The organism is Vibrio ulleungensis, assembly GCF_016900875.1.
GTDB classification, from domain to species: domain Bacteria; phylum Pseudomonadota; class Gammaproteobacteria; order Enterobacterales; family Vibrionaceae; genus Vibrio; species Vibrio ulleungensis.
In genome coordinates this window covers 1,036,937-1,057,463 of sequence record NZ_JAFEUM010000001.1, presented here as the reverse complement: position 1 = coordinate 1,057,463, position 20,527 = coordinate 1,036,937, and the positions used below count along the sequence as shown (strand labels likewise).

Below are 20,527 nucleotides of genomic sequence, written 5' to 3'. Positions count from 1 at the left end.
GAAAAACAATCTACCCCTTGTCACACAGGTTGCGTCCAAGGTATTTCATACAGACATCGAGCCTTTATTTCTTCGATGCATTACCTTAAGAGAGCAACTTCGCAAACTCACGATTGAGCGACGAGGTGTTAAGGCGCAATGAAAATTGCGCCTTTTTGCATTTTGCCATTCAGGCAACTCATTTGAAGCAGAATTTAGAGAAAGAACTCGCTTTTATCAAGCCGCTATGTCGCGTTATCGTTTGTTGCGTAAATAGCGTTTACGGCGCTCTTCTTTCTTTTTGGCTTTCGCTTCTATTTTTCGAGCGGCTTCTTCTTCCACTTCGATGAGCTCTTGAGTAATCATCTCGGGCCGCTCTAAAGTGATTTGGCCAATCGTACCTTGGCGAAGCTCATGCAATAAAATCTCAGACGCTTTATGAAGATCAATGCGTCCTCCCGCGCGCAAACAGCCACGTTTAGCACCCAAAGCTTCCATTAATTCGACCTCTGTATCAGGCAGCTCTTCGAGTTGGTAGCGCTCTTTGAGAAGGTGCGGGTAGTGCTTTGCCAAATACTCTACCGTGTAAAAGGCAACTTCGTCGTATTCCATCGCCGTATCTTTGATCGCTCCGGTCGCAGCCAATCGAAATCCACTGTGTGGGTTTTCAACCTTTGGCCATAAAATCCCAGGTGTATCGGATAACACCACACCATTTTGCAAATTGATGCGCTGCTGGTGGCGAGTGACCGCGGGTTGGTTACCTGTCTGAGCAACAGTTCGCCCAGCGAGCGTATTGATTATGGTTGATTTGCCAACGTTTGGGATCCCCATGATCATGGTGCGAATGTTTTTGCCCATTTGTTCGCGGTGAGGTGCCATTTTTCGGCACAGTTCGACTATCTGTGTGATCTCTTGGATCTGTTCTGTGGTGACCGCAATCGCTTTTACGCCTTGTTCTTTTTCTAAGTGCTTAATCCATAGCTGAGTGACTTCTGGATCGCACAAATCGCGCTTGTTCAATACTTTTATGACAGGCTTGTCTTTGCGCAAGCTAGATATTAATGGGTTTTCACTGCTGTAAGGGATCCGTGCATCGAGAACTTCAATAATGACATCGATTTGTGGGATCACTTCTTCTATCTCTTTGCGAGCTTTATGCATGTGACCAGGAAACCACTGGATATTGTTATTAATCATTTGAGTTGAAGCCTTATTAAATAGGTGTTTGTGCAAACGAAACAATAAAGGCCCCGTTTGGGCCCTTATTGATGGTTTGCTATCGAATTCACACTTGCTTCATTGAGCTTTATGCGTGATTCGACGTGTCGAATTTTCCCATTATATCACTAACTCGGCACATAATTGGATTGCATTTTTCATCTCAGTTTTAGCATTCCATAAGAATGAATGCTTCTCTTGGTATCAAAGGTCGTTTTCCATCATACGTAACGTGAATGCCATTCGCGTTGCGCGAATACACGCAGAGGCGTAAGCAATCTGGCAGTCAAAAAATAAATGCTCAACATCAATGAATCTTGCTAAATATACGTGAGCTAAATTGATAAACCTAGTACTTAAAGTTGATCGCAGACAGTTAACTGTGAATTTGCAATACACTTGTATTGTAAATCGCCTTCACATACAATACAGCTGTATTGCAAGTTAGTGCTTTGCACAATGCTCGTGTGTCGTATAAATAATGCTAGGAGAAAGAAGATGACAACAAAATGGGTGAGTTTGATAGGGGTAGTCCTATTATTTGTCGCTGTATTTGGTATTAACCCTTGGGCTACATCAAATCGAGGAAAGGATGTTCTATCTTATGCACATACTGAATTAGAGACTGGTGTATATCGAGCGGGCAATGGCATCATGGTGGTGAAGGCACTCACACGAATGCCGGATGTCGAACCAGAAATGGTACGCTGGTGGTTCGCTGACTATATGCAGACAACAGAGCATTATCAGCGTTGGTATCCTACGCAGCATCTTTGGATGGATTGGGAGAATAAGCTTCCTGGAGAGCACATTGGAGCTAGCCATCTTGTTGACGAGTACATAGGTGACACAATAAACAAGCTGCGCATTCAGTTTGTAGAACCATCAGAAATTCTTACTGGTTATGAGGAAACTGATGATCGTTTCGTTATTTGTGCACGCGGAGGTTCGCGCGAAGCGCTGATTAACGCAAATAAGATGTGTCATATCGTCACAAAGACAGAGTACGGTTCGGAAATGCGTTCGGTATTTTGGATGGGATACATTGAGACAAGAGATCCGGATAATCAAAACGATACCTTATGGTCAATCCAAAGCTTGCTTGGTAATACTGCTTTAGTTAGAGCCTTAACCTTTGATAAGCATTCTGCACTTGCACTGATGGATCATGCGATTGGAGAGATGAACATTCTAGCCGGTTTTCTACCTGAGCTTTACGAAACAGAAACTAACCTTTAATCTTTGTTAACTCGCTGAGTGGCCGTCAATAAAGGCTGCTCAGATTATATTCGATTTATAGGTGGCAACGACGTGAGCGACAAAACAATTCGGGTCGGGCGACAAACTGCTGAAGACGCCCACAAGACGAAAACCGATATCCTTAACGGGGCGTTTGAGCTTTTTTCTACTAAAGGCTTTGATTCCACCTCCATTCGACAAATAGGCAATCATGCGGGTGTCTCACACAGTACGATCCAGCATCATTTTGGGTCCAAGCTAGATATCTGGTTCGCGATTGTAGATAGATATAATGCCGCTTACATCACCGATTTAAATCAAGCTTTAGAGCATACAACAAATTGTGACCAGGACAGTCTAATCCTATTTAAGAACGCAGTACTTGTATTGATCAAAACATTGTTTGACCATCCAAAGATGCTTCGAATTATTTGTATGGAGTATGATCCTGATAGTGAGCGTGCTCAGTACCTAACAAAATCAATGGTGCCTACCCATCAACACATTAGTACATTGTTTACAGCCGCAAAGAAAGAGTCCAAGAGGCTAGAAATCTACAATGAGGAAACGTTTCTAATCGCGTTACTCGGTTTAATATCGTCACCTATTTTGCTGACAATCCTGGATAATCTATTACCTGAGACAGAGCTAAATAGTGCCGATTTCCAAGCCAAATACCAGCGTTTGATCATGAATGTGCTTTTTGGAGAACCTTGAAGGTTTAAAAACTGGGGTCAGAGTCAATTTACTCTGACCCCGCAATAGAGCGACACGAGTCTCTATGCACCAAGGTGCTTTGCACAATATGTCTTTGCTGTTCTAGCTTGGGGTTTGCGATCGCGGCCAAGGCGAGCTTTGCGGTTTCAACCCCAATCTGATAGGCATTCTGTTTGATGACAGTCACCGGAACCTTAAACAATTCAACCATCGGGATCTCATCAAAGCCAAGTACTGAAACCTGTTCTGGGATAGAGATATCTTGGCTATTAAGTAAGTTGAGTAAATCTGTGGTAATGGCTAAATGTTGGCTAAATAGCGCAGTGGGTGGATTATCACGATTTATCATCTCAATGGGGCAGGTGCTAAACCCTGCTTGTCGATCCCAGAAGTTTATAAGAGTAGGGTCTTGCTCAATACCGTGGTGCTGAAGCGCGTTGAGATAGCCTTGATAGCGAGCATTTCGCGATACGCTTTGGCCAAATTCTTGAGCTAGGAATCCGATACGTGAGTGGCCTAGCTTAATTAGGTGCTCAGTTGCATCAAATGACGCTTTCTCATAGTCGGACAATACGATGTGCGTTTGGCAATCGGGGTATTCTAACTGAAATTGAACAATGGGTAGCTTTTCACTAACTAACTGGTTTATGAGCGCGCTATTTAGACCAGAAGAGGTGATGACAATGGCATCAACACACATTTGTTGCAGGGTTAACAGTGCGTTTTTTTCAGACTCAGCATCAAAATCACTGTTATATATCAATACTTTATAGCTGTTTTCTTTACAGAAATCGTCAATACCGCGAAGTACACGACTTGTGTTGAAGCCAGAAATGTCTCTTACCACAACACCTATGGTGAAGGTCTTATCCTGTTTTAAACTCCTCGCAATAGGGTTGGGGACGTAGTTCAGTTCTTTGATCGTCTGTTTGATCTTTTGTTTTGTGTGCTCGGACATATGCCCAAAACGACCATTTAAATATTGAGAAACCGTACTTTTTGATACGCCTGCATGAGTTGCAACGTCCACTATTCTAACTTTTTTCATATAGGCTTTTAATTTTTGTTAACTGGCTCAAATTAGCGAGTTGACATTCTATTGAGTGAACTTGATGATATCAAGTAAATCGTTTTACCAAACCGATTTACTTATTCGGTTTTTGTGAGATGGAAATGAATAAAGCGCCTCTTACAGATGCAGCCTACTGGAGAAAGAGAATGAAAATCAGTGATATCAAAGTGTTTGTCACCAACCCTGGACGTAACTTTGTCACCGTAAAAGTCGAAACCGACGAAGGGGTTTATGGCGTAGGGGATGCAACTGTCAATGGACGAGAACTCGCCGTTGCAACCTATCTGGAAGAACATGTGAAACCGTGCCTTATCGGGAGAGATGCCCACGCCATTGAAGATATTTGGCAATACCTTTACATGGGGGTGTATTGGCGCAGAGGGCCAATAACTATGGCCGCAATTGCGGCGATCGATATGGCGCTTTGGGACATCAAAGGAAAAGTCTCTGGTTTACCAGTCTATCAACTTCTTGGCGGTAAATGCAGAAAAGGCGTTAGACTTTACGCTCACGCCAATGGTGAAACAATTGAAGATACTTTGGATAAAGCGCAGCAGTGTATAGAGCAGGGCTTTAAAGCTGTGCGTCTTCAATCGGCTATTCCAGGGCTTAAAGAAACCTACGGCGTATTGGGTGATCGAAGAGATTATTTTGAACTGCAAGGGAATCGCCCGTTGCCACCAGAGCAAGAGTGGTCATCGAGTAAATATTTTAAGCTCGTCCCAGAGTTGTTTGAGCAGGCAAAAGAGAGATTTGGGGACAGTGCTGAGTTTCTTCATGATACCCATAGTCGTTTGACACCTATCGAATCCGCTAAATTAGGCAAGATGCTAGAGCCGTACAACCTATTATTTTTGGAAGACCCGTCAATCGCAGAGAATCAAGAAAACTACAAGCTGATACGACACCATACCACCACGCCTCTTGCGTTAGGCGAAACCTACAACACCATCTGGGACTGTAAAGACCTGATTCAAAATCAATTGATCGACTACATTCGTACTGCGGCTACACACGCTGGCGGGATCACGGGGATGAAGAAAATTGCGGACTTTGCCGCGGTGTATAATGTTCGTACTGCACCTCATGGAGCGCCAGATCTATCGCCTATCTGTTTTGCTGCGCACATGCACCTAAATATCTCAACTCATAACTTTGGTATTCAAGAGTTTGTCGGCTTTGGTAACGAGACATGTCAGAAGATATTCAAACACAACATGAAGCTAGATAACGGAATGATCCTTGTCGATGACGCTCCTGGTCTTGGTATCGAATTTGATGAAGCAGAGGCAGAAAAGCATCTTTATAAACGTTCTTATCTTCCAGTTAGTCGGTTAGAAGATGGCACGTTGTGGCACTGGTAAACAATCACCCTACATATACAAAATTACATATTTAATGGTTAAATTATGACAAAAAAAGTATTGGTATTTGGAACAGGATTTGCGGGAATTGGGCACACAAAGGCGTTTAGAGCTGCAGGTGCAGAGGTCGTTGGTATCGTTGGCCGAACTGAGCATGTGGTTACTCAAGTTGCTCAGGAGAATAACATTCCATACAGTGGAACTGATTGGATTAAGGCACTTGAACAGTGCCAACCAGACATCGTGTCGATTGCAACACCAGGAGGCGCTCATGTTGAGGCCATTAAACAGGCGATAGAATTTGGGTGCCACGTGTTTTGTGACAAACCACTTACTGAAAGTGGTGAAACAGCGAAAGAAGTTTATTCATTAGCTAATCGCAAAGGTGTGAAAACTGCTTTTGCGTCAAGTTTTCGATATCTGCCAGAAATCATTCACGCCAAAGAGCTTGTTGCGGCAGGCGCTATCGGTGAACCAACAGAAGTAGAATGTATATCGCATTTTAATTTGGATAAAAATATCCCGTTTGGATGGTCACATCGCCAGTCAGCGGGTGGCGGTAGATTGAATAACAACTTTACCCATCTGCTTTCGATTGTGACAGACGTTATTGGTGAGGACATTGTGTCAATTTGCGGAGAGGTACGCAACGACATGCCAAAAGCCCCCGTGGTAGCGGGCGTTCATAACTTTACTCAGCGTAGGAACTTTATTCCTAAAGACATTAATGATCCGAGCTTGGAATGGAAAGAGTGCGACGTTGAATGGTCGTACACCATCATGGCACAAATCAATAGTCGGATCCCAGCATCGAATCCAGTGTCTGTACTGTTTAAGCATGGTGGACTGACACCGAGGTTTAACGACGATCATATTGTGTTTTATGGCAGTGAAGGCGCGATTTACATCAAAGGCCATTATGGCGCTGGACCGTTGTATCTGCATAGTAACGGTGAATGGCAAGAGAAAGAGCTACCAACTCGGATCGCCGAATCGTTACCGAAAATTGACTGTGAAACTCAGCGAAGCTGGACCCATTTAGCTACATTATTTGTTAAAGACCTCATGGGTGAAAGCAGCGAAACATACCAAACATTTGAGGATGGCTGTAAGTACCAGTGCATTATCGACTTGGTCAGAAAAAATGACCGTGGTGTTAATGTACAAAACTTGCTCTAAAAAATTGGGGTCAGAGTCAAATGACTCTGACCCCAATTAATACGTACAATACTGATACAATTTTCCAGGCAAAAAATGTCAAGTTACTCCTAAAACCGCCGATACAGAATGACGTGCTATTACAATCATTTTACTTTATTGGATTGTAGGCATCTATTTCACTATTCGCGATAGGCAAGGACTGGCTGAATGACAATTAAACAAAGACTATATCTACTGGGCACAATTTCTTTAAGTGGGGTCATTCTACTGGTATTGATAGCGACGCATTTCGCGCAAAAAGATCAACAACTGTCGCTCGCGAGAAACCAGATCACCGAACTTAATGTTGAACTGCTTATGTTACGCCGTAACGAAAAAGACTTTTTGTTGCGTTTGGATGACAAGTATCTCGACAGTTTTAACGGAAATGTGCAAGATTTTGTCGCTATTAACCAGTCGCTAAATCAAACTATTGAGTCTTTCGACTTTACCATCACCACTCAGCTTGGCCGTGACCTGAAAGCGTATCAACAAGGATTCACCTCACTGGTTAATCAGTTAACGTTGCTTGGGCTAGATGATAGCTCTGGATTGAAAGGTAAATTTAATCAAGTATTAGATGAATCCTTGCCATCATTGGATGCAGAACAAAAGATTGCGACTTTTGACTACGTTGAACAGATTCAACAAGGAAAGGTATCCTCGGCAACGACTAATTTACCTGAGTCGCTAACGAGTGCCGGTCGAGCCGTAGTCGACCAAGCGCAGATTATCGGCGTGTCATACAATGAAGGGCTAAAAGGTGAAGTACGATCACTTTCTCACACCATAGAACAACAGTTCGATGAATACGCCCAGCAAATAGAAGCTCAAATTGCGCAATATCGCGCTAGTGTGAGCGTCATTAAGTGGAGCATCTCATCAGCTGTAGTGCTACTTGTCGCCTTAGTGATTATGCTAACTATGCGTTCGATCAACCGCAATATGCATGCGCTTATTTCTACGATTGGTCAGATTACCAGTACAAACAATGTGTCTTTGCGCGTTAACACCGAAGGTAAAGACGAACTTAGCACTATTGGCAATGATTTTAATCAGTTGTTGGAAAAGCTAGAAGCAATCGTTTCTGGTTCGCAACAAAAATCTGTATTGCTCACGGGCAATACAGAAAGCATGCATGGTCAGTTAGTAGGTGTAATAGATCAGTTTAAGCAGCAATCAGAACACACTACCACAATGGCAACGTCTGTTTCTCAAATGGTCTCTACAATTAATGAAATATCGGAAAGTACTACGGTGGCTGCTACCGGCGTTCAACACGCCGCTGAAAACGCTCGTACTGGGCGTAATGTAGTAGAATCAACAATCTTTAAGATTGAAGAGCTTTCATCAACCCTCAACCATAGCCAGCAATCAATCGCATCACTCAATTCCAATGTGGATCAGATTGGAGGTGCTGTCGTTATTATCCAAGAAATTGCAGAGCAGACGAACTTATTGGCGCTTAACGCGGCGATAGAAGCTGCCCGCGCGGGTGAGCAAGGCCGTGGGTTTGCCGTTGTGGCGGACGAAGTCAGAGCGCTAGCAAGCCGCACTCATCAATCTACGGAGGAGATTACCAATGTCGTTTCCTCGATTCAAAAGCAGATGTCTGCGGTCGTCCAAGATATTGACGAATGCACCACGCAAGGAAAAGAAACCAAAAACTCGTCTCAAGAACTGGATGAGTCATTAAGCAAAATTATTGGTGATATGGGGTCAATACAAGCCAACTCTGAAAGTATTGCATCGGCAATTGAAGAGCAGGGTATTGTAATGAACCAGGTCAGTGAGTCTATTATGCAGCTCAATGACATATCGACTAACAATATGCGAGCAGCAGAAAACTGTCTAGAAGAGGTTGACTCAGTATCAGCACAAGCAATAGAAATGAATAAGACGGTCTCTGCATTTAAAACCTCTTGATCTGTTAAAACATCTATTTTTTACCCTTTAAACAGAGCCAATGCGTATCGCATTGGCTCTGTTGTCACGAAAAGTACTCTTGCACTTCGCTCATAGCATTCGTACATTAGTAACCGAATTATAATGAACGAGGTCAACGTGAATTTAGATAAGTACCAAGGGCTGATTTTCGATATGGATGGCACCTTAATCGATACTATGCCATCACACCTAGATGCCTGGCATCAAACTGCGCAACATTTTCATTTCCCTTACGACAGAAAATGGATGAATTCATTAGGTGGTATGCCAAGCCCTAAAATCACTTTAGAAGTAAACAAAAAATACGGTCTTGAGCTCGATGCTCTGGAAGTGTCCTCTTTCAAAATGGCGCGATTCGCAGAGATTACTGATAAAGGACAACCAATCAAGCTCACTGTAGACCTAGTAAAACAATGGTCTGGTAAAAAGCCAATGTCTGTGGGTACAGGCTCTCAGAGAGCTTCAGCGTTATCTTTATTAGAAGATAATCAGCTGCTAGATTACTTTGAAACTGTGGTTTCAGCGACGGAAGTTAAAAACCATAAACCTAATCCAGATACCTTTTTGCTTGCAGCGCAAGCGATGGGGTTAGTCGCAACTCACTGCGTCGTGTTTGAAGATACTGAGTTGGGTAAGCAAGCAGCGCATGCCGCTGGAATGGATTGCATAATGGTCGAAGAGTCTGGACTAAGACTGTACCCAGTATAAAAAAAAGCCATCACTGATGTGATGGCGTTTTTTATCTCGGCTTTTTAAAGCTGGCTACTTGATTTCAAGAAGCTCGACGTCAAAGATAAGTGTAGAGCCTGGTCCAATCGGGCCGGCTCCTTTCTTACCGTACGCTAGAGTACTAGGCACAAATAATCTTATTTTCTCGCCTTCAACCATCAACTGAAGACCTTCTTTCCAGCCTGCGATAACTTGATTCAGTTTGAATTCGATAGGTTGACCGCGGTCTACAGAGCTATCAAACACAGTGCCGTCGATCAGTGTACCGTGGTAATGTACTTTTACCGTGCTTGCCGCGGTAGGGTTTGCCGTTCCAGTGCCTGGTTGTAAAACCAAATACTGCAGTCCACTTTCTGTGGTTTGAACCCCTTCTTTGGTGCCGTTTTCAATTAAAAACGCTTGGCCGATAGCAAAGTTTTCGTCAGAGGCTTTATGTCCCATCCAGGTGCGATAAATGAAGAAACCAAATAGGACAAAAATAATAATTGGAAAAAGAAACTTAGACATAGAGAACCTTTCTATTTTTCGAGTAAATATTTGATGGTATTAGCGATATCTTCGCTGCTTTGGTGCGAAGACAGATCAACGAGATATTTTCCTTTGACGATAAAGGTCGGTACGGCTTGGATCTTTCCTCTACTGGTGACGATCTCTGCAACTTTAGACGCTTCAAGCACGTCGGCAATTTGAGCTTCGGTGAGTTCATAAGGGGAGATAATCCCAGCATCAGTAAAGGTTTTATTGAGTGCGGCGATTTTTTCTTCAGAGCTGTTAAAGCTGCCATGATAAAGATTGAAGAGTCCAGCCATGAATTCTGCATTAGGTGTTTCGCCTAGCTGGGTAACACCGGCATAGAAAAACATCGCAGCGCTGCGCGACGCATCGTTAAAGGTGACGTGAACCTTACCTATTTCACCACCAAAACCCTGCTTAATAGCCGGAAGCTGTGGTTCTAAGTTCATACAGTGACCACAGGTCAGAGAAAAAACTTCAACCACGGGATCAGCAATGACGTCACTGAGATCGCTCGGTAAGTCGTGATAGTGTTTGCCAAATTCTGGCTGATTGTTATCGCTACAACCGGCCAAAACGAGCAGTGCGGCGGAAAAAGTCATCAGTAATAGTTTTTTTAGCATTACGGGTTCCATGTAAAAATGATGACTCATACTACTGTTATCTTCGAATAAACGAAACTTAAAGCTAAAGAATTTTTACAGCTCGCCGCTATTATCTACAGAACTCTCATGTGTTATTGAATTAAGGCATCTAAACCATGTTTTTTAAGGCTAAACTAGGCTTTCTTACCTTTATCGCGCTGGCATATTTAAGTGGCTGTGCCGAACTTCAGAAATCTCAAGATTATGGAGTCACTCAACTTCCAAAAACCTCCAGCGGTTTACCTAATGCCTATTTGGAGTGGGAGGCGGTGGCCAAAACGTTGCCAGTTCAAAAAGAGATCCCAGACAGCAGCTCTCTTGAAGATCTATTGCGACAATCGAACATTAGTTATCAAGTAGAGAAAGGCGACTTCTTGCTGCTCAAACTGGACAAACCGGTACAATTTGAGACTGATTCGTTTGCACTTGGACGTGAGCAAATGCGACAGCTGATGCAACTTAGCCAAGTGTTAATGAGCCAACGTGGTGTGGAGATAATCGTTGAAGGGCATGCAGATGATGAAGGTAATGCTCTGTATAATGAAGCATTGTCACTCAATAGGGCAACAGCGGTAGCGGACTACTTTTATGATCGTGGGATCGCCAAGAAAAACTTATTTGCCCGTGGATTTGGTGACGCGATGCCAATGTGTAATAACAGCACTAGCAGCGGTAAAGCGTGTAATCGTCGTGCAGAGATCTCTATCGTAGTTCATAACCCTTAGGTGACGATAAAGAATAATAGAAAGGGGCAGTAGGTGTATAACCTGCTGCCCCTTTTTTGATGGCTTACCTTTCCCAGTACGCTTCTTCTAAACTGTCTTCTCGCTCAGGTAATGAGCGAGACAGGCGAGGCGAGTGCTGGATGAGCATTTCATAGCTCACGCGATTGGCGTATTTGCATACCTGCGACAACGATGAATAGGTCAAAAAATCCGTTTGATGCTTGTCCGAGTTGGGCACATTTTGCTTGTGATATTGGTTAGCAGCGATATCGTGTAATAGTGCCGACAACGCGCCATCACCCGCGCCGTTGGTATTTTTGATTTCTAACGGGCCGCCTAAGTATGGCGAAATATGTGAGTAAATACGGGCAGGGACAACACACTCTTTATAGCGCATTGCTCGGCTAAATTCGTATTGATTAAATTCAGATATGTTACCCGGTAACAAGCTGTACTTGGTTTCTCGTAGATATTTGGTGTCGCAGTATCCCGCCATATACAGTCCAACAGGACCTGAGGTGCATAACACCAAGTCGGCCCATTCTAACGCGCGATCAGCGGCTAAAAGCGGGTCTTTTTCACCGGTTAGGGCTTCGCCTTCTTCTTCGTTCATTGCTAAAATGGTGACATTGGCTTTGATGAAGTTTTGCCACCAGTCCGCATGCCCTTCAATCACATACTTGGTGCCCAAGGTAAGTACTACTGGAACGTTATGGTCTTTAGCGTATGCGACTGCGCGCAATACGGCTTGAGGCATAGGGTCGCCTTCTTTGCCACGCATTAAGTAGCTCGAGATGATCAGTGCAGCAGCGTTCTCAAATACCTTTTCGGGAATCGATTCAGGAAGAAGCTGATTCATTTCTCCTTCGTTAATCGCGAACGTTCGCTCACCATCGTCAGTGATTAGGGTATAGCAGCGCCCAATGGAGCCTTCCACGGTTTGTAGATGGTTTAGATTCACTCGACTGGAAGTGCGGCACAAATAGCGATAAGCGTAGCTACCGACTTCAATGTTTTTCGACATGACACCCAATTGCACCGACTTACTGTCTGCCAATACCGAAAAGTTGTGCAGCGTATTACCAATGGTATCGCCGGGAAACTGATGGGTGATTAAGTCTTGCTCGACTAGTTCTTGATACAACGCGTCGGCAACGTCTTGAGTGACAACCAATGAGTGTCCTTTGCTCAACTGGTAGCGTTCTAAAAACTCGTCGTTAACACGTGCTTCTATGTCTACGATAGTTTGCCCCACGCCAACGATGGTAGATCGTTTTAACGTTGGAGTTTGACGTATTTGGTTAACAAGAGGATCTTTAGAATGGGTCGGAAAATAGTGCTTGGATTTGCGCTGACCAGGAAACTTCATGCAAAAGCCTTTATTAGGACGAGGCTAATAGTATAGCCAAAAAGAAAGTGCGCGATCATACCACAATTTTCGTGTTTCGGTAGGGCTGTGTAGCGAGGAAAAAAGAGGCAACATTGCATTGCCTCTAAGGGTTTGTTTTTATTGTGAAACTGAGTCTTCTTCTACGAATACCTCAGGGCTGTTATACGCCGCTGTACCCCAAAGTGGCACTGTAGACATGCTGTGTTTGTAGCTGCCCTCTAGCTCTTTGGTCGAGTACGATACGTACATTAATGTTTGCGAGCCTGCATCTAAGATACGACGGATCTTAAGCGACTTTAAAAAAATACTTTTCGATTTTTTAAACACAATTTCACCGGATTTAGAGTGATCGATTTCCGCAATCATTTCTGACGTGATTTCACCTGTTTGACGGCAAGAAATGCCCATGTCTGATGGGTCAGAAAAATCGAGATCAGCAACCACATTTGAAATATGGCAGGTTACACCAGTGACAATTGGGTCGGTCAAAACTTCAATTTTGATGTCTTTAGTGGTGAATAGCCCTAGAGAAACATCGCCAACTTCATCGCCACTGCATGCGGTTAATGTTAGGGCTACGACGGCACTGGCAAGGAGAGTGCGAGATTTCATAATTTAAGCTCCGTGTTTTTTGAAAAGTGTACCAGAAGCGCAGGTTTAGATGTACTTCGAAACTAAGACTTTATCTTCATTGTGGTTGTTGGATGCAGTAGTTTTGCGTATCCTGACCCCACTTTGACACGATGGAATGATAGTGTGCCTTCTGCAGATAAGCTACAAGCTCTTAAAAACGAATGGCTGTTTAGTCATATAGACGTTCCTTTCCCTACTTTAGAGAGCAAAGAAGGTTGGGCTATTTACCAAAAGCTGTGTCCTAAAAGTTATCCCAATCATTCACAGCCCATAGGCCTTTTAGACTGGCACTGGGTGAGCTTCCATAAAATGACGGTTTGGTTTGCGCAGTACTACGCCAAACAGCTCACAACCAATGAACAAGAGCAGTATCACCTCGTCGAATTTCTTACCCAAATCAGTGTGTCATCAGATGACCAACTGAAACTATTTTTTGTTACAGAGCCAAGCAGTAGCGACATTATAGCCGCTGGATTCTGCGCTTTTGTTGATCAACAAATGGTGGTTATCGAACAGGTTGGTCGATTATCACACGAAAGTACAACCGAGTTACTCGCAAAACAAAGCGATTAGCGACTCAATCACTAAATTCACGTAGCCATAACTGTGTATAAATACAAGTGCAACCAGTTTGAAATGTGCGACTAAGTGATCTCGCTTACAGTCCCCGTAATTAGTTTTGATCCAAGCTAACACAATCCTACATTTGAGCTTTCCTATAAGACTTCAGTAGCGTTATGTTCATTGGAGAATCTTACGAAAGGGCTATGCGAATGAGTGATGTACAATGTGTGATCTTCGATTGCGAAGGCACATTGATCGACAGCGAACCTCTTACTTGTGAGGCGCTAGTGAGCGTGTTTGCCCAGTATGGAGCAACATTAACCATGGATGAGTGTTTTGCGCATTTTTATGGTGGAAAGCTCACCGACATTTTAGCGTCAACTCGAAACCGTTTAGGGTTGAGCGTGTCCACCGATGAGTTAGAGCCCAAGTACAGGGAAACTCTCAATGCCCTGTATGAAGAAAAGCTAAAGCCAATGGATGGAGTGATCGAAATACTTGAGCAATTGAAGGCTAGAGATATTCCAGTGGCGGTTGCCAGCAATGGCCCTCTCGAAAAAATAGAGCACTCATTGACCAAAGCAGGTTTGTATCAATACTTTGAAGGGGCGATGTTTTCTGGCTTTGAAGCAAATAGCTGGAAGCCAGAGCCCGATCTTATTCAATTGGCAGCGATGCACATGGGGTTTTCAGCGAACCAGTGCCTATACGTTGATGATACTCCTAAGGGTGTCGAAGCTGGATTGTCAGCTGGGGCGACAACGGTGCACTTTAGAAGTAACCCGATGACACCCAAAAGCGGCTTTATAGATGTGACAGAAATGCAATCAATGAAGCAACTCAATGAGCTGCTGACGGACGCTACTGTTTAAGCGCTTCATAATTGCTGATTAAGCCACTGAGTAAATTGGCTTTTCGGCAATGCACCATTAATTGTGGCGACAACTTTACCGCCTTTAAACACCATAATGGTGGGGATGCTGCGAATTTGGTATTGGGCGGCGATTTGGGATTGTGCTTCGGTATCGAGCTTAATAAATCTTGCTTTACCGCTGTATTGTTTTGCTGTGTCCTCAAAAACGGGTGCAAACCCAACGCAGGGGTTACACCAAGACGCCCAGAAATCGACCACAGTCGGTGTTTGGCCCTGAATTAATGCGTTGAAGTTTTGCACTGTTCCCTCAATAGGACACCCATCAAGCAGGGGTTTTGCACATTTTCCGCAGTTAGGCTGCTCTTTTAAGCGTTCAATAGGTAGTCGATTGTTGGTTTTACAGTGCGTACAGCGTGATATTAAACTTTCCATGTAAATCCTTACTCTTAATTTGTGTCTCAATCATTTATACTGTGCAGTGTTTTATATTACAGCAATGATGGAAACAATATGCAGCAGTTTTATGCAGAAATTACTGGTTGGGGTAAATGTCTACCACCAGCAATTTTAACCAATGACGATCTTAGTACCTTTATGGAAACATCGGATGAATGGATCCGTTCACGTACTGGTATCGAAGCACGACGTATCAGCCATGTGGATACCTCAGAAATGGCGACGGTCGCTGCGCAAAGAGCAATTGCTTGTGCAGGTTTAGAGCCTCAAGATATTGATCTGATCATTGTCGCTACCTGTTCCGCCGATACGTTTATTCCGAATATTGCCTCAAAGGTTCAAGCCAATCTTGGTATCAAATCCGCCGCCGCCTTTGATCTTAATGCCGCATGTACTGGCTTTTTGTATTCGCTAGAAACTGCCACTCGTCTTATTCAAGCGGGTAATTACCGCAATGTGGTGGTCATTGGTGCAGAACGTTTGTCATTCTTTATGGACTGGACACAACGTGATACCGCAGTGTTGTTTGGTGATGGCGCTGGTGCAGCAGTACTAACGCGCACTGAAGAAAAAGTAGGATTGCAAATCGCTCAAATTGGCTGTGATCCAAAAGGTCGCGATATTCTGGCGATCCCAGGTTTTGGTACTGCGATGGATCGTTTTGCTGCCGATAACGGATACTTTGACTTTAACTTTGTCGGCCGCGATATATTTAAGCGTGCGGTGAAAGGTATGGGGCTTGCCAGTAAGACCGTGCTTACCCAATCGGGGCTTACTGCAGATGATCTGGACCTTGTGATCCCACACCAAGCTAACATCCGCATTATTCAAACTTTGTGTGAAATTAACGGTATCTCAGAAGACAAAGCCTTCGTAAATATTCAGAAGTATGGCAATACGTCAGCGGCAACTGTGGCTATTGCAATGTGTGAAGCGGCTGAAGCCGGCCGAATTAAACCTGGTGCTGATATTCTTATTGCGGCCTTTGGTGCTGGCTTAACTTGGGGTGCTGGTCATCTTAAATGGGGTCAACGTGTTACGCCAATCGCACAAAGTGACGCAGAGTTGCCTGCTTGTGAGAAGAGCGGTTTAGAGCTATTAGAACAAGCGATTGAGCATTGTAAAAACAACCCATCGCTAACTCGCGAACAATAATCTTGGCTTAAACACGAAGCGCAAATAAAAATGGGAAGCTTAAGCTTCCCATTTTTTTATTCTAAGTTAAGAGTACCACCAGACAGTGGCTTCCGATTACGCTTGAGCGAACTTATAAGTTCGGTATCCACCGAGTAAGTTGCGAGCTTTGAAACCGTTATTGACCAACTGGCGATACGCGACGTTGCCGCGAAGACCAACTTGACAATAGATCACGATCTCTTTGTCTTTTGGCAACTCGTGCATACGTTGTCTCAACTGATCGACAGGAATGTTCATTGCGCCTTCAATGAAGCCGACATTTTCAAGCTCCGCTGGATTTCGCACGTCCAAAAGAAGTTGATTGTCATTAAGGTTATCTATCTGATCATAGTGAATCGATGTAGAGTCGCCACTGATGATGTTGGTGGCAACAAACGCAGCTTGATTGATCACATCCTTTGCACTGCCATAAGGAGGCGCGTAAGTCAGTTCTAAGTGTTGAAGCTGCTCAACCGTCATTCCTGCGCGCTGTGCAACCGCCATAACATCAATTCGTTTGTCTACTCCATCTTTACCTACAGCCTGCGCGCCGAATATTTTGCCAGACTCTGGATCAAACAACATTTTAAATGAAACGATTTCTGCGCCAGGGTAGTAGCTCGCGTGGCTTGCTGTGTGCACATAGACTTTTTCGTAGTCGACACCGTCACGTTGTAATTGTTTTTCATTTCGCCCTGTAGAGGCTACGGCTAGATCAAAGATTTTGCATATCGCGGTGCCTTGTGTCCCTTGATACTCTTGGGCTCTGCCAAGCATATTATCTGCCGCCATTCGTCCTTGACGGTTTGCCGGTCCTGCTAAAGGAACGAGTGTTGGTTCGCCAGTAACGAAATCTTGTTCTTCGACTGCGTCACCAACGGCAAAAATGTAGGGATCGCTGGTACGCATCTGTGCATCAGTCCATATACCACCAAGATCGCCAATTTTTAAGTCTGCCTGGCGGGCAAGGCTGGTTTCTGGTTTCACTCCGACAGCCATGATCAATAGTTCAGTAGTCAGTGTTTCACCATTACTAAGCGACAGATCAAGATGACCGATTAGATGTTGCTTATCGGTATGCTCACCAGCTTCTTCATTTGCAATAGACTGGTTAGGAGCAAATTCTACCGCTTTAAGAGCAACGCCCAGTTTTAGATCAATGCCTTTATCGCGGATCTCTTGATGCGCAAATCCAGCCATTTCGCGATCGACAGGTGTCATGACTTGATCAGCGAGTTCAAGCAAGGTGGTTTCTACTCCAAGTTGGTGGAGGGCTTCCATCATTTCAAGTCCAATGAAGCCACCCCCGACAACTGTCGCGTGTGTGGGTTTATTAAGGCCGATCGCATGGATGATCTTGTCCATGTCTGGGATATTTCGAAGAGAAAATGTGAGCGGGTTGTCAATCCCACTAATAGGTGGAACTATCGGCGCTGCACCTGGGCTGAGTAGTAGGAAGTCGTACTCTTCTTCATACGAAGTCCCTTCGAGCAGATTGGTGACGGTAACGGTTTTGGCCTGTTTGTTTATGCTGATGACTTCACTCATTACGCGTACATCAACGTTAAAACGGGCTAAAAAGCTATCGGGTGTTTGCAGTAATAGCTTACTGCGTTCAGTGATGTCGCCACCAATGTGGTATGGAAGACCACAATTTGCAAAGGACACGAAAGGGCCACGTTCAAACATAATGATCTGTGCATCTTCGCTCAGACGTCGAGCACGTGCGGCTGCAGAAGCGCCTCCAGCAACTCCACCTACGATAACAATTTTAGTCATAGTCGACTTCCTCTATTTTTCAAATTAAAACTGATTAAGGCAGACAATACTCTTTAATATTAGTTTTGTCTAATTAAGTTTTATCTACATTAGTCTTGACTAATTACAAACGGTCGTTAAGATACAGCTATATGAGTTATTACTAATTTAGCCAAGGGTGAAATATGAGTGTTGTAGCAGAAGATATGCAATCACAAGCTCAAGAAGTTTCAGAGCTTCTTAAAACCATGGCACATCCAGTGCGGTTGTTGGTGCTGTGTCAATTGGTTAATCAAGAACTGAGTGCAGGGGAGTTGGTCCAGCGATCGAGTCTCAGCCAAAGTGCTTTTTCACAACATCTAACCGTTCTAAAGAAACACGGCATTGTAAAGGTGCGCAAAGAGGCTCAACAGGTCTTTTACTCGTTAGCCGACGAGCGTGTAGAAAAACTATTAGACAGCCTTTACGGGCTTTTTTGTAAGTCTTAATTGGAGAAAACTATGTCGTTTACTATCCCTTGGGAATCACTCTTTGGCGGAATGCTATTGGGGGTTTCGGCCACGATTCTATTACTGATTAACGGTAAAATTGCCGGGATCAGTGGCATTCTTGCTGGTCTATTGGCGAAAAAACCTAATGACTTTTCCTGGCGACTAATCTTTGTCGCAGGGTTGATTGGCGGAGGTGCGTTAGCAAGCACATTCTTTGGTGCTGATATTCCGACGTCGTATTCATCGAGCACGCCGTTATTGATCGTCGCGGGATTATTGGTTGGGGTTGGCACCAAGTTGGGTAACGGCTGCACCAGTGGCCATGGTATTTGTGGTATGGGGCGCTTTTCAAAACGTTCAATCGTCGCCACCATGGTGTTTATGTTGGCTGCTGCCATGACTGTGTTTTTTAGACTGCACTTAATCTAGGGGAATCGAACAATGTTGCTTAAATTTTCAGCCTTGGTGTCAGGGCTACTGTTTGGAATGGGAATGGCGATTTCCGGTATGGTCGACCCTGTTAATGTTATTGGCTTTTTAGATGTAGCAGGTAACTGGGACCCGAGCCTTGCGTTTGTTATGGGTGGGGCATTATTGGTATTTACGCCAGCCTATCACTTTTTAATCAAACCAAAGCACGTTCCTGTCGTGGCCAACGAATTTTGTGTGTCTAGTGTTCGTAAGATTGATAATAAACTTCTCGCAGGTGCGGCGACATTTGGTGTGGGGTGGGGACTGGCAGGAGTTTGTCCAGGTCCTGTTGTTTCATCGCTATCCGTTGGAAACCCAGACACACTGATCTTCTTCGTGGCGATGATGCTAGGCTTTTCCGTTGTGAATGTGTGGCAGCAAAAACAAGCGCCGCAAGCAGCAACACAAACCTTGTAATAGCCTGATTTGACGACTTAGCCCATCATTTAGTCGACTAAGTAGTCAGTCACTATAGGGCAGTGATCGCTCAATTGATAATTGATGACGTCTTGTAAAGCATAGTCCTGCTGTTGAGTGGAGCTATGCTTTTTTAGTTTATGGCTGAGCATGTGATCGATGAGATACGAATAGCGATGTGTTTGGTTTGGATCTCTATTTGACTTTACCGCGCACGTTGCTTCACTTTGACGGCTGTCTAGCGAAATCGTTTGACTGGTATCGGCGATGATTCGCTGCATGAGCCAGTCGTTTGGGTAAGAAAGTTGATGGTTAAAATCACCGGCTAATATAAAGGCTTGATTTTGTTGAATACGTTGCTGAACCCATAGGTTAAGTTGATCCGCTTGCTCAGCAAGAATGGTACAGGATCGACTGTTCGTGCGCGCCTTTTGGCAACCGGCTTTTAGATGGACAGACAGTAAATGGACGTTTTGTTGGTTGTGGCGAACGATAATGTAGTTGCCAAAACGGAGTTTCTGACTTGGTGTCGATGCCAACGTTAAATCTGGTGGGTTAGCGACCAACTGAACAGAATGATGTAACGCAAAACCGGTGTATTGGTTGATGCCACTAAATTGCAGTGCGCTGTGTTTGGCTTGCGAACGACTCGAAAGCACAATTTGATAGTCACTGCCGAATACTTGCATTGCTGCCTGAATGTCGTTGACTTCCTGTAATGCAATGATGGGCGCATCTAATGCGGTGGCGTAATCACTTAAGCGATTAAAATCTGCAGCCTGCCGTTGGCTTTGTGGAAACTTATCCACACCGTGGCTGGTTAGCCACTCCAAATTCCACGATCCAACGCGGATCGTTTCAGCGATAACGGGTCGCGCAAGGATCAATAGACAAAATGAAGAAATTATCATAAATGTGAATTTCATAATTGAGATTTCGCACCTGTG

At 44.2% G+C, this 20,527-nt stretch carries 22 protein-coding genes; 13 read left to right on the top strand and 9 right to left on the bottom strand.

The window, feature by feature from the left end; all coding sequences use genetic code 11:
• Positions 1 to 234: 234 nt before the first annotated feature.
• A complete protein-coding gene (gene ylqF / locus JQC93_RS04875; protein WP_205157313.1) occupies positions 235 to 1,179 on the bottom strand; it encodes a ribosome biogenesis GTPase YlqF in 945 nt (314 codons plus the stop codon).
• Positions 1,180 to 1,698: 519 nt separating this feature from the next.
• Between ylqF and JQC93_RS04870 the strand changes: the two genes are divergently transcribed.
• The gene (locus tag JQC93_RS04870) at positions 1,699 to 2,439 is read left to right on the top strand and encodes a DAPG hydrolase family protein (RefSeq protein WP_205157312.1); all 741 of its coding nucleotides are present in this window, start codon (positions 1,699 to 1,701) and stop codon (positions 2,437 to 2,439) included.
• A 72-nt stretch (positions 2,440 to 2,511) separates the two neighbouring features.
• Positions 2,512 to 3,156, top strand: coding sequence for a TetR/AcrR family transcriptional regulator (locus JQC93_RS04865; protein ID WP_205157311.1), 645 nt, complete (start codon positions 2,512 to 2,514; stop codon positions 3,154 to 3,156).
• 28 nt (positions 3,157 to 3,184) lie between these two features.
• On the opposite strand, the gene JQC93_RS04860 is transcribed toward JQC93_RS04865, so the two are convergent.
• Positions 3,185 to 4,204, bottom strand: a complete 1,020-nt coding sequence (locus tag JQC93_RS04860) for a LacI family DNA-binding transcriptional regulator (RefSeq protein WP_205157310.1) — start codon at positions 4,202 to 4,204, stop codon at positions 3,185 to 3,187.
• A 170-nt stretch (positions 4,205 to 4,374) separates the two neighbouring features.
• On the opposite strand from JQC93_RS04860, the gene manD reads away from it, so the two are divergent.
• The 4 genes from manD (at position 4,375) to JQC93_RS04840 (ending at position 9,447) form a co-directional block, all read left to right on the top strand.
• A complete protein-coding gene (gene manD, locus JQC93_RS04855; protein ID WP_205157309.1) occupies positions 4,375 to 5,592 on the top strand; it encodes a D-mannonate dehydratase ManD in 1,218 nt (405 codons plus the stop codon).
• A gap of 45 nt (positions 5,593 to 5,637) precedes the next feature.
• Positions 5,638 to 6,771, top strand: coding sequence for a Gfo/Idh/MocA family protein (locus JQC93_RS04850; protein ID WP_205157308.1), 1,134 nt, complete (start codon positions 5,638 to 5,640; stop codon positions 6,769 to 6,771).
• Positions 6,772 to 6,960: 189 nt separating this feature from the next.
• Complete coding sequence (locus JQC93_RS04845; RefSeq protein ID WP_205157307.1) at positions 6,961 to 8,718, top strand: methyl-accepting chemotaxis protein; 1,758 nt, start codon at positions 6,961 to 6,963, stop codon at positions 8,716 to 8,718.
• Positions 8,719 to 8,841: 123 nt separating this feature from the next.
• Positions 8,842 to 9,447, top strand: coding sequence for a beta-phosphoglucomutase family hydrolase (locus JQC93_RS04840; protein WP_205157306.1), 606 nt, complete (start codon positions 8,842 to 8,844; stop codon positions 9,445 to 9,447).
• A 54-nt stretch (positions 9,448 to 9,501) separates the two neighbouring features.
• Here the strand turns inward: JQC93_RS04840 and JQC93_RS04835 are convergent, their stop codons facing one another.
• Together JQC93_RS04835 and JQC93_RS04830 are read right to left on the bottom strand one after the other, a co-directional pair.
• Complete coding sequence (locus tag JQC93_RS04835) at positions 9,502 to 9,975, bottom strand: FKBP-type peptidyl-prolyl cis-trans isomerase (protein WP_084883214.1); 474 nt, start codon at positions 9,973 to 9,975, stop codon at positions 9,502 to 9,504.
• A gap of 11 nt (positions 9,976 to 9,986) precedes the next feature.
• Complete coding sequence (locus JQC93_RS04830; RefSeq protein WP_205157305.1) at positions 9,987 to 10,604, bottom strand: thioredoxin domain-containing protein; 618 nt, start codon at positions 10,602 to 10,604, stop codon at positions 9,987 to 9,989.
• Positions 10,605 to 10,741: 137 nt separating this feature from the next.
• Between JQC93_RS04830 and JQC93_RS04825 the strand changes: the two genes are divergently transcribed.
• Positions 10,742 to 11,350 carry an OmpA family protein gene (locus JQC93_RS04825; protein ID WP_205157304.1) on the top strand — a complete coding sequence of 203 codons (609 nt, stop codon included), beginning with the start codon at positions 10,742 to 10,744 and terminating at the stop codon, positions 11,348 to 11,350.
• 64 nt (positions 11,351 to 11,414) lie between these two features.
• On the opposite strand, the gene JQC93_RS04820 is transcribed toward JQC93_RS04825, so the two are convergent.
• Positions 11,415 to 12,719: an inosine/guanosine kinase gene (locus JQC93_RS04820; RefSeq protein ID WP_205157303.1), complete on the bottom strand. Its 1,305-nt coding sequence runs from the start codon at positions 12,717 to 12,719 to the stop codon at positions 11,415 to 11,417.
• Between the two features lie 138 nt (positions 12,720 to 12,857).
• Positions 12,858 to 13,352: a CreA family protein gene (locus JQC93_RS04815; RefSeq protein ID WP_205157302.1), complete on the bottom strand. Its 495-nt coding sequence runs from the start codon at positions 13,350 to 13,352 to the stop codon at positions 12,858 to 12,860.
• A gap of 144 nt (positions 13,353 to 13,496) precedes the next feature.
• On the opposite strand from JQC93_RS04815, the gene JQC93_RS04810 reads away from it, so the two are divergent.
• Both JQC93_RS04810 and JQC93_RS04805 read left to right on the top strand, forming a co-directional pair.
• The gene (locus JQC93_RS04810) at positions 13,497 to 13,946 is read left to right on the top strand and encodes a hypothetical protein (protein WP_205157301.1); all 450 of its coding nucleotides are present in this window, start codon (positions 13,497 to 13,499) and stop codon (positions 13,944 to 13,946) included.
• A 194-nt stretch (positions 13,947 to 14,140) separates the two neighbouring features.
• Complete coding sequence (locus tag JQC93_RS04805; protein ID WP_205157300.1) at positions 14,141 to 14,809, top strand: HAD-IA family hydrolase; 669 nt, start codon at positions 14,141 to 14,143, stop codon at positions 14,807 to 14,809.
• 5 nt (positions 14,810 to 14,814) lie between these two features.
• Here the strand turns inward: JQC93_RS04805 and trxC are convergent, their stop codons facing one another.
• A complete protein-coding gene (gene trxC, locus JQC93_RS04800) occupies positions 14,815 to 15,243 on the bottom strand; it encodes a thioredoxin TrxC (RefSeq protein ID WP_205157299.1) in 429 nt (142 codons plus the stop codon).
• 78 nt (positions 15,244 to 15,321) lie between these two features.
• On the opposite strand from trxC, the gene JQC93_RS04795 reads away from it, so the two are divergent.
• A complete protein-coding gene (locus tag JQC93_RS04795) occupies positions 15,322 to 16,422 on the top strand; it encodes a ketoacyl-ACP synthase III (protein ID WP_205157298.1) in 1,101 nt (366 codons plus the stop codon).
• Between the two features lie 96 nt (positions 16,423 to 16,518).
• Here the strand turns inward: JQC93_RS04795 and JQC93_RS04790 are convergent, their stop codons facing one another.
• The gene (locus tag JQC93_RS04790) at positions 16,519 to 18,222 is read right to left on the bottom strand and encodes an FAD-dependent oxidoreductase (protein WP_205157297.1); all 1,704 of its coding nucleotides are present in this window, start codon (positions 18,220 to 18,222) and stop codon (positions 16,519 to 16,521) included.
• A 164-nt stretch (positions 18,223 to 18,386) separates the two neighbouring features.
• On the opposite strand from JQC93_RS04790, the gene JQC93_RS04785 reads away from it, so the two are divergent.
• The 3 genes from JQC93_RS04785 to JQC93_RS04775 are packed head-to-tail and all read left to right on the top strand — an operon-like array spanning position 18,387 to position 19,580.
• Positions 18,387 to 18,689: an ArsR/SmtB family transcription factor gene (locus JQC93_RS04785; protein WP_084883184.1), complete on the top strand. Its 303-nt coding sequence runs from the start codon at positions 18,387 to 18,389 to the stop codon at positions 18,687 to 18,689.
• Positions 18,690 to 18,701: 12 nt separating this feature from the next.
• Positions 18,702 to 19,121 carry a YeeE/YedE family protein gene (locus tag JQC93_RS04780; protein WP_205157296.1) on the top strand — a complete coding sequence of 140 codons (420 nt, stop codon included), beginning with the start codon at positions 18,702 to 18,704 and terminating at the stop codon, positions 19,119 to 19,121.
• Between the two features lie 12 nt (positions 19,122 to 19,133).
• Complete coding sequence (locus JQC93_RS04775; protein ID WP_205157295.1) at positions 19,134 to 19,580, top strand: YeeE/YedE family protein; 447 nt, start codon at positions 19,134 to 19,136, stop codon at positions 19,578 to 19,580.
• Positions 19,581 to 19,609: 29 nt separating this feature from the next.
• On the opposite strand, the gene JQC93_RS04770 is transcribed toward JQC93_RS04775, so the two are convergent.
• Positions 19,610 to 20,491: an endonuclease/exonuclease/phosphatase family protein gene (locus JQC93_RS04770; RefSeq protein ID WP_205157294.1), complete on the bottom strand. Its 882-nt coding sequence runs from the start codon at positions 20,489 to 20,491 to the stop codon at positions 19,610 to 19,612.
• Positions 20,492 to 20,527: the final 36 nt, after the last annotated feature.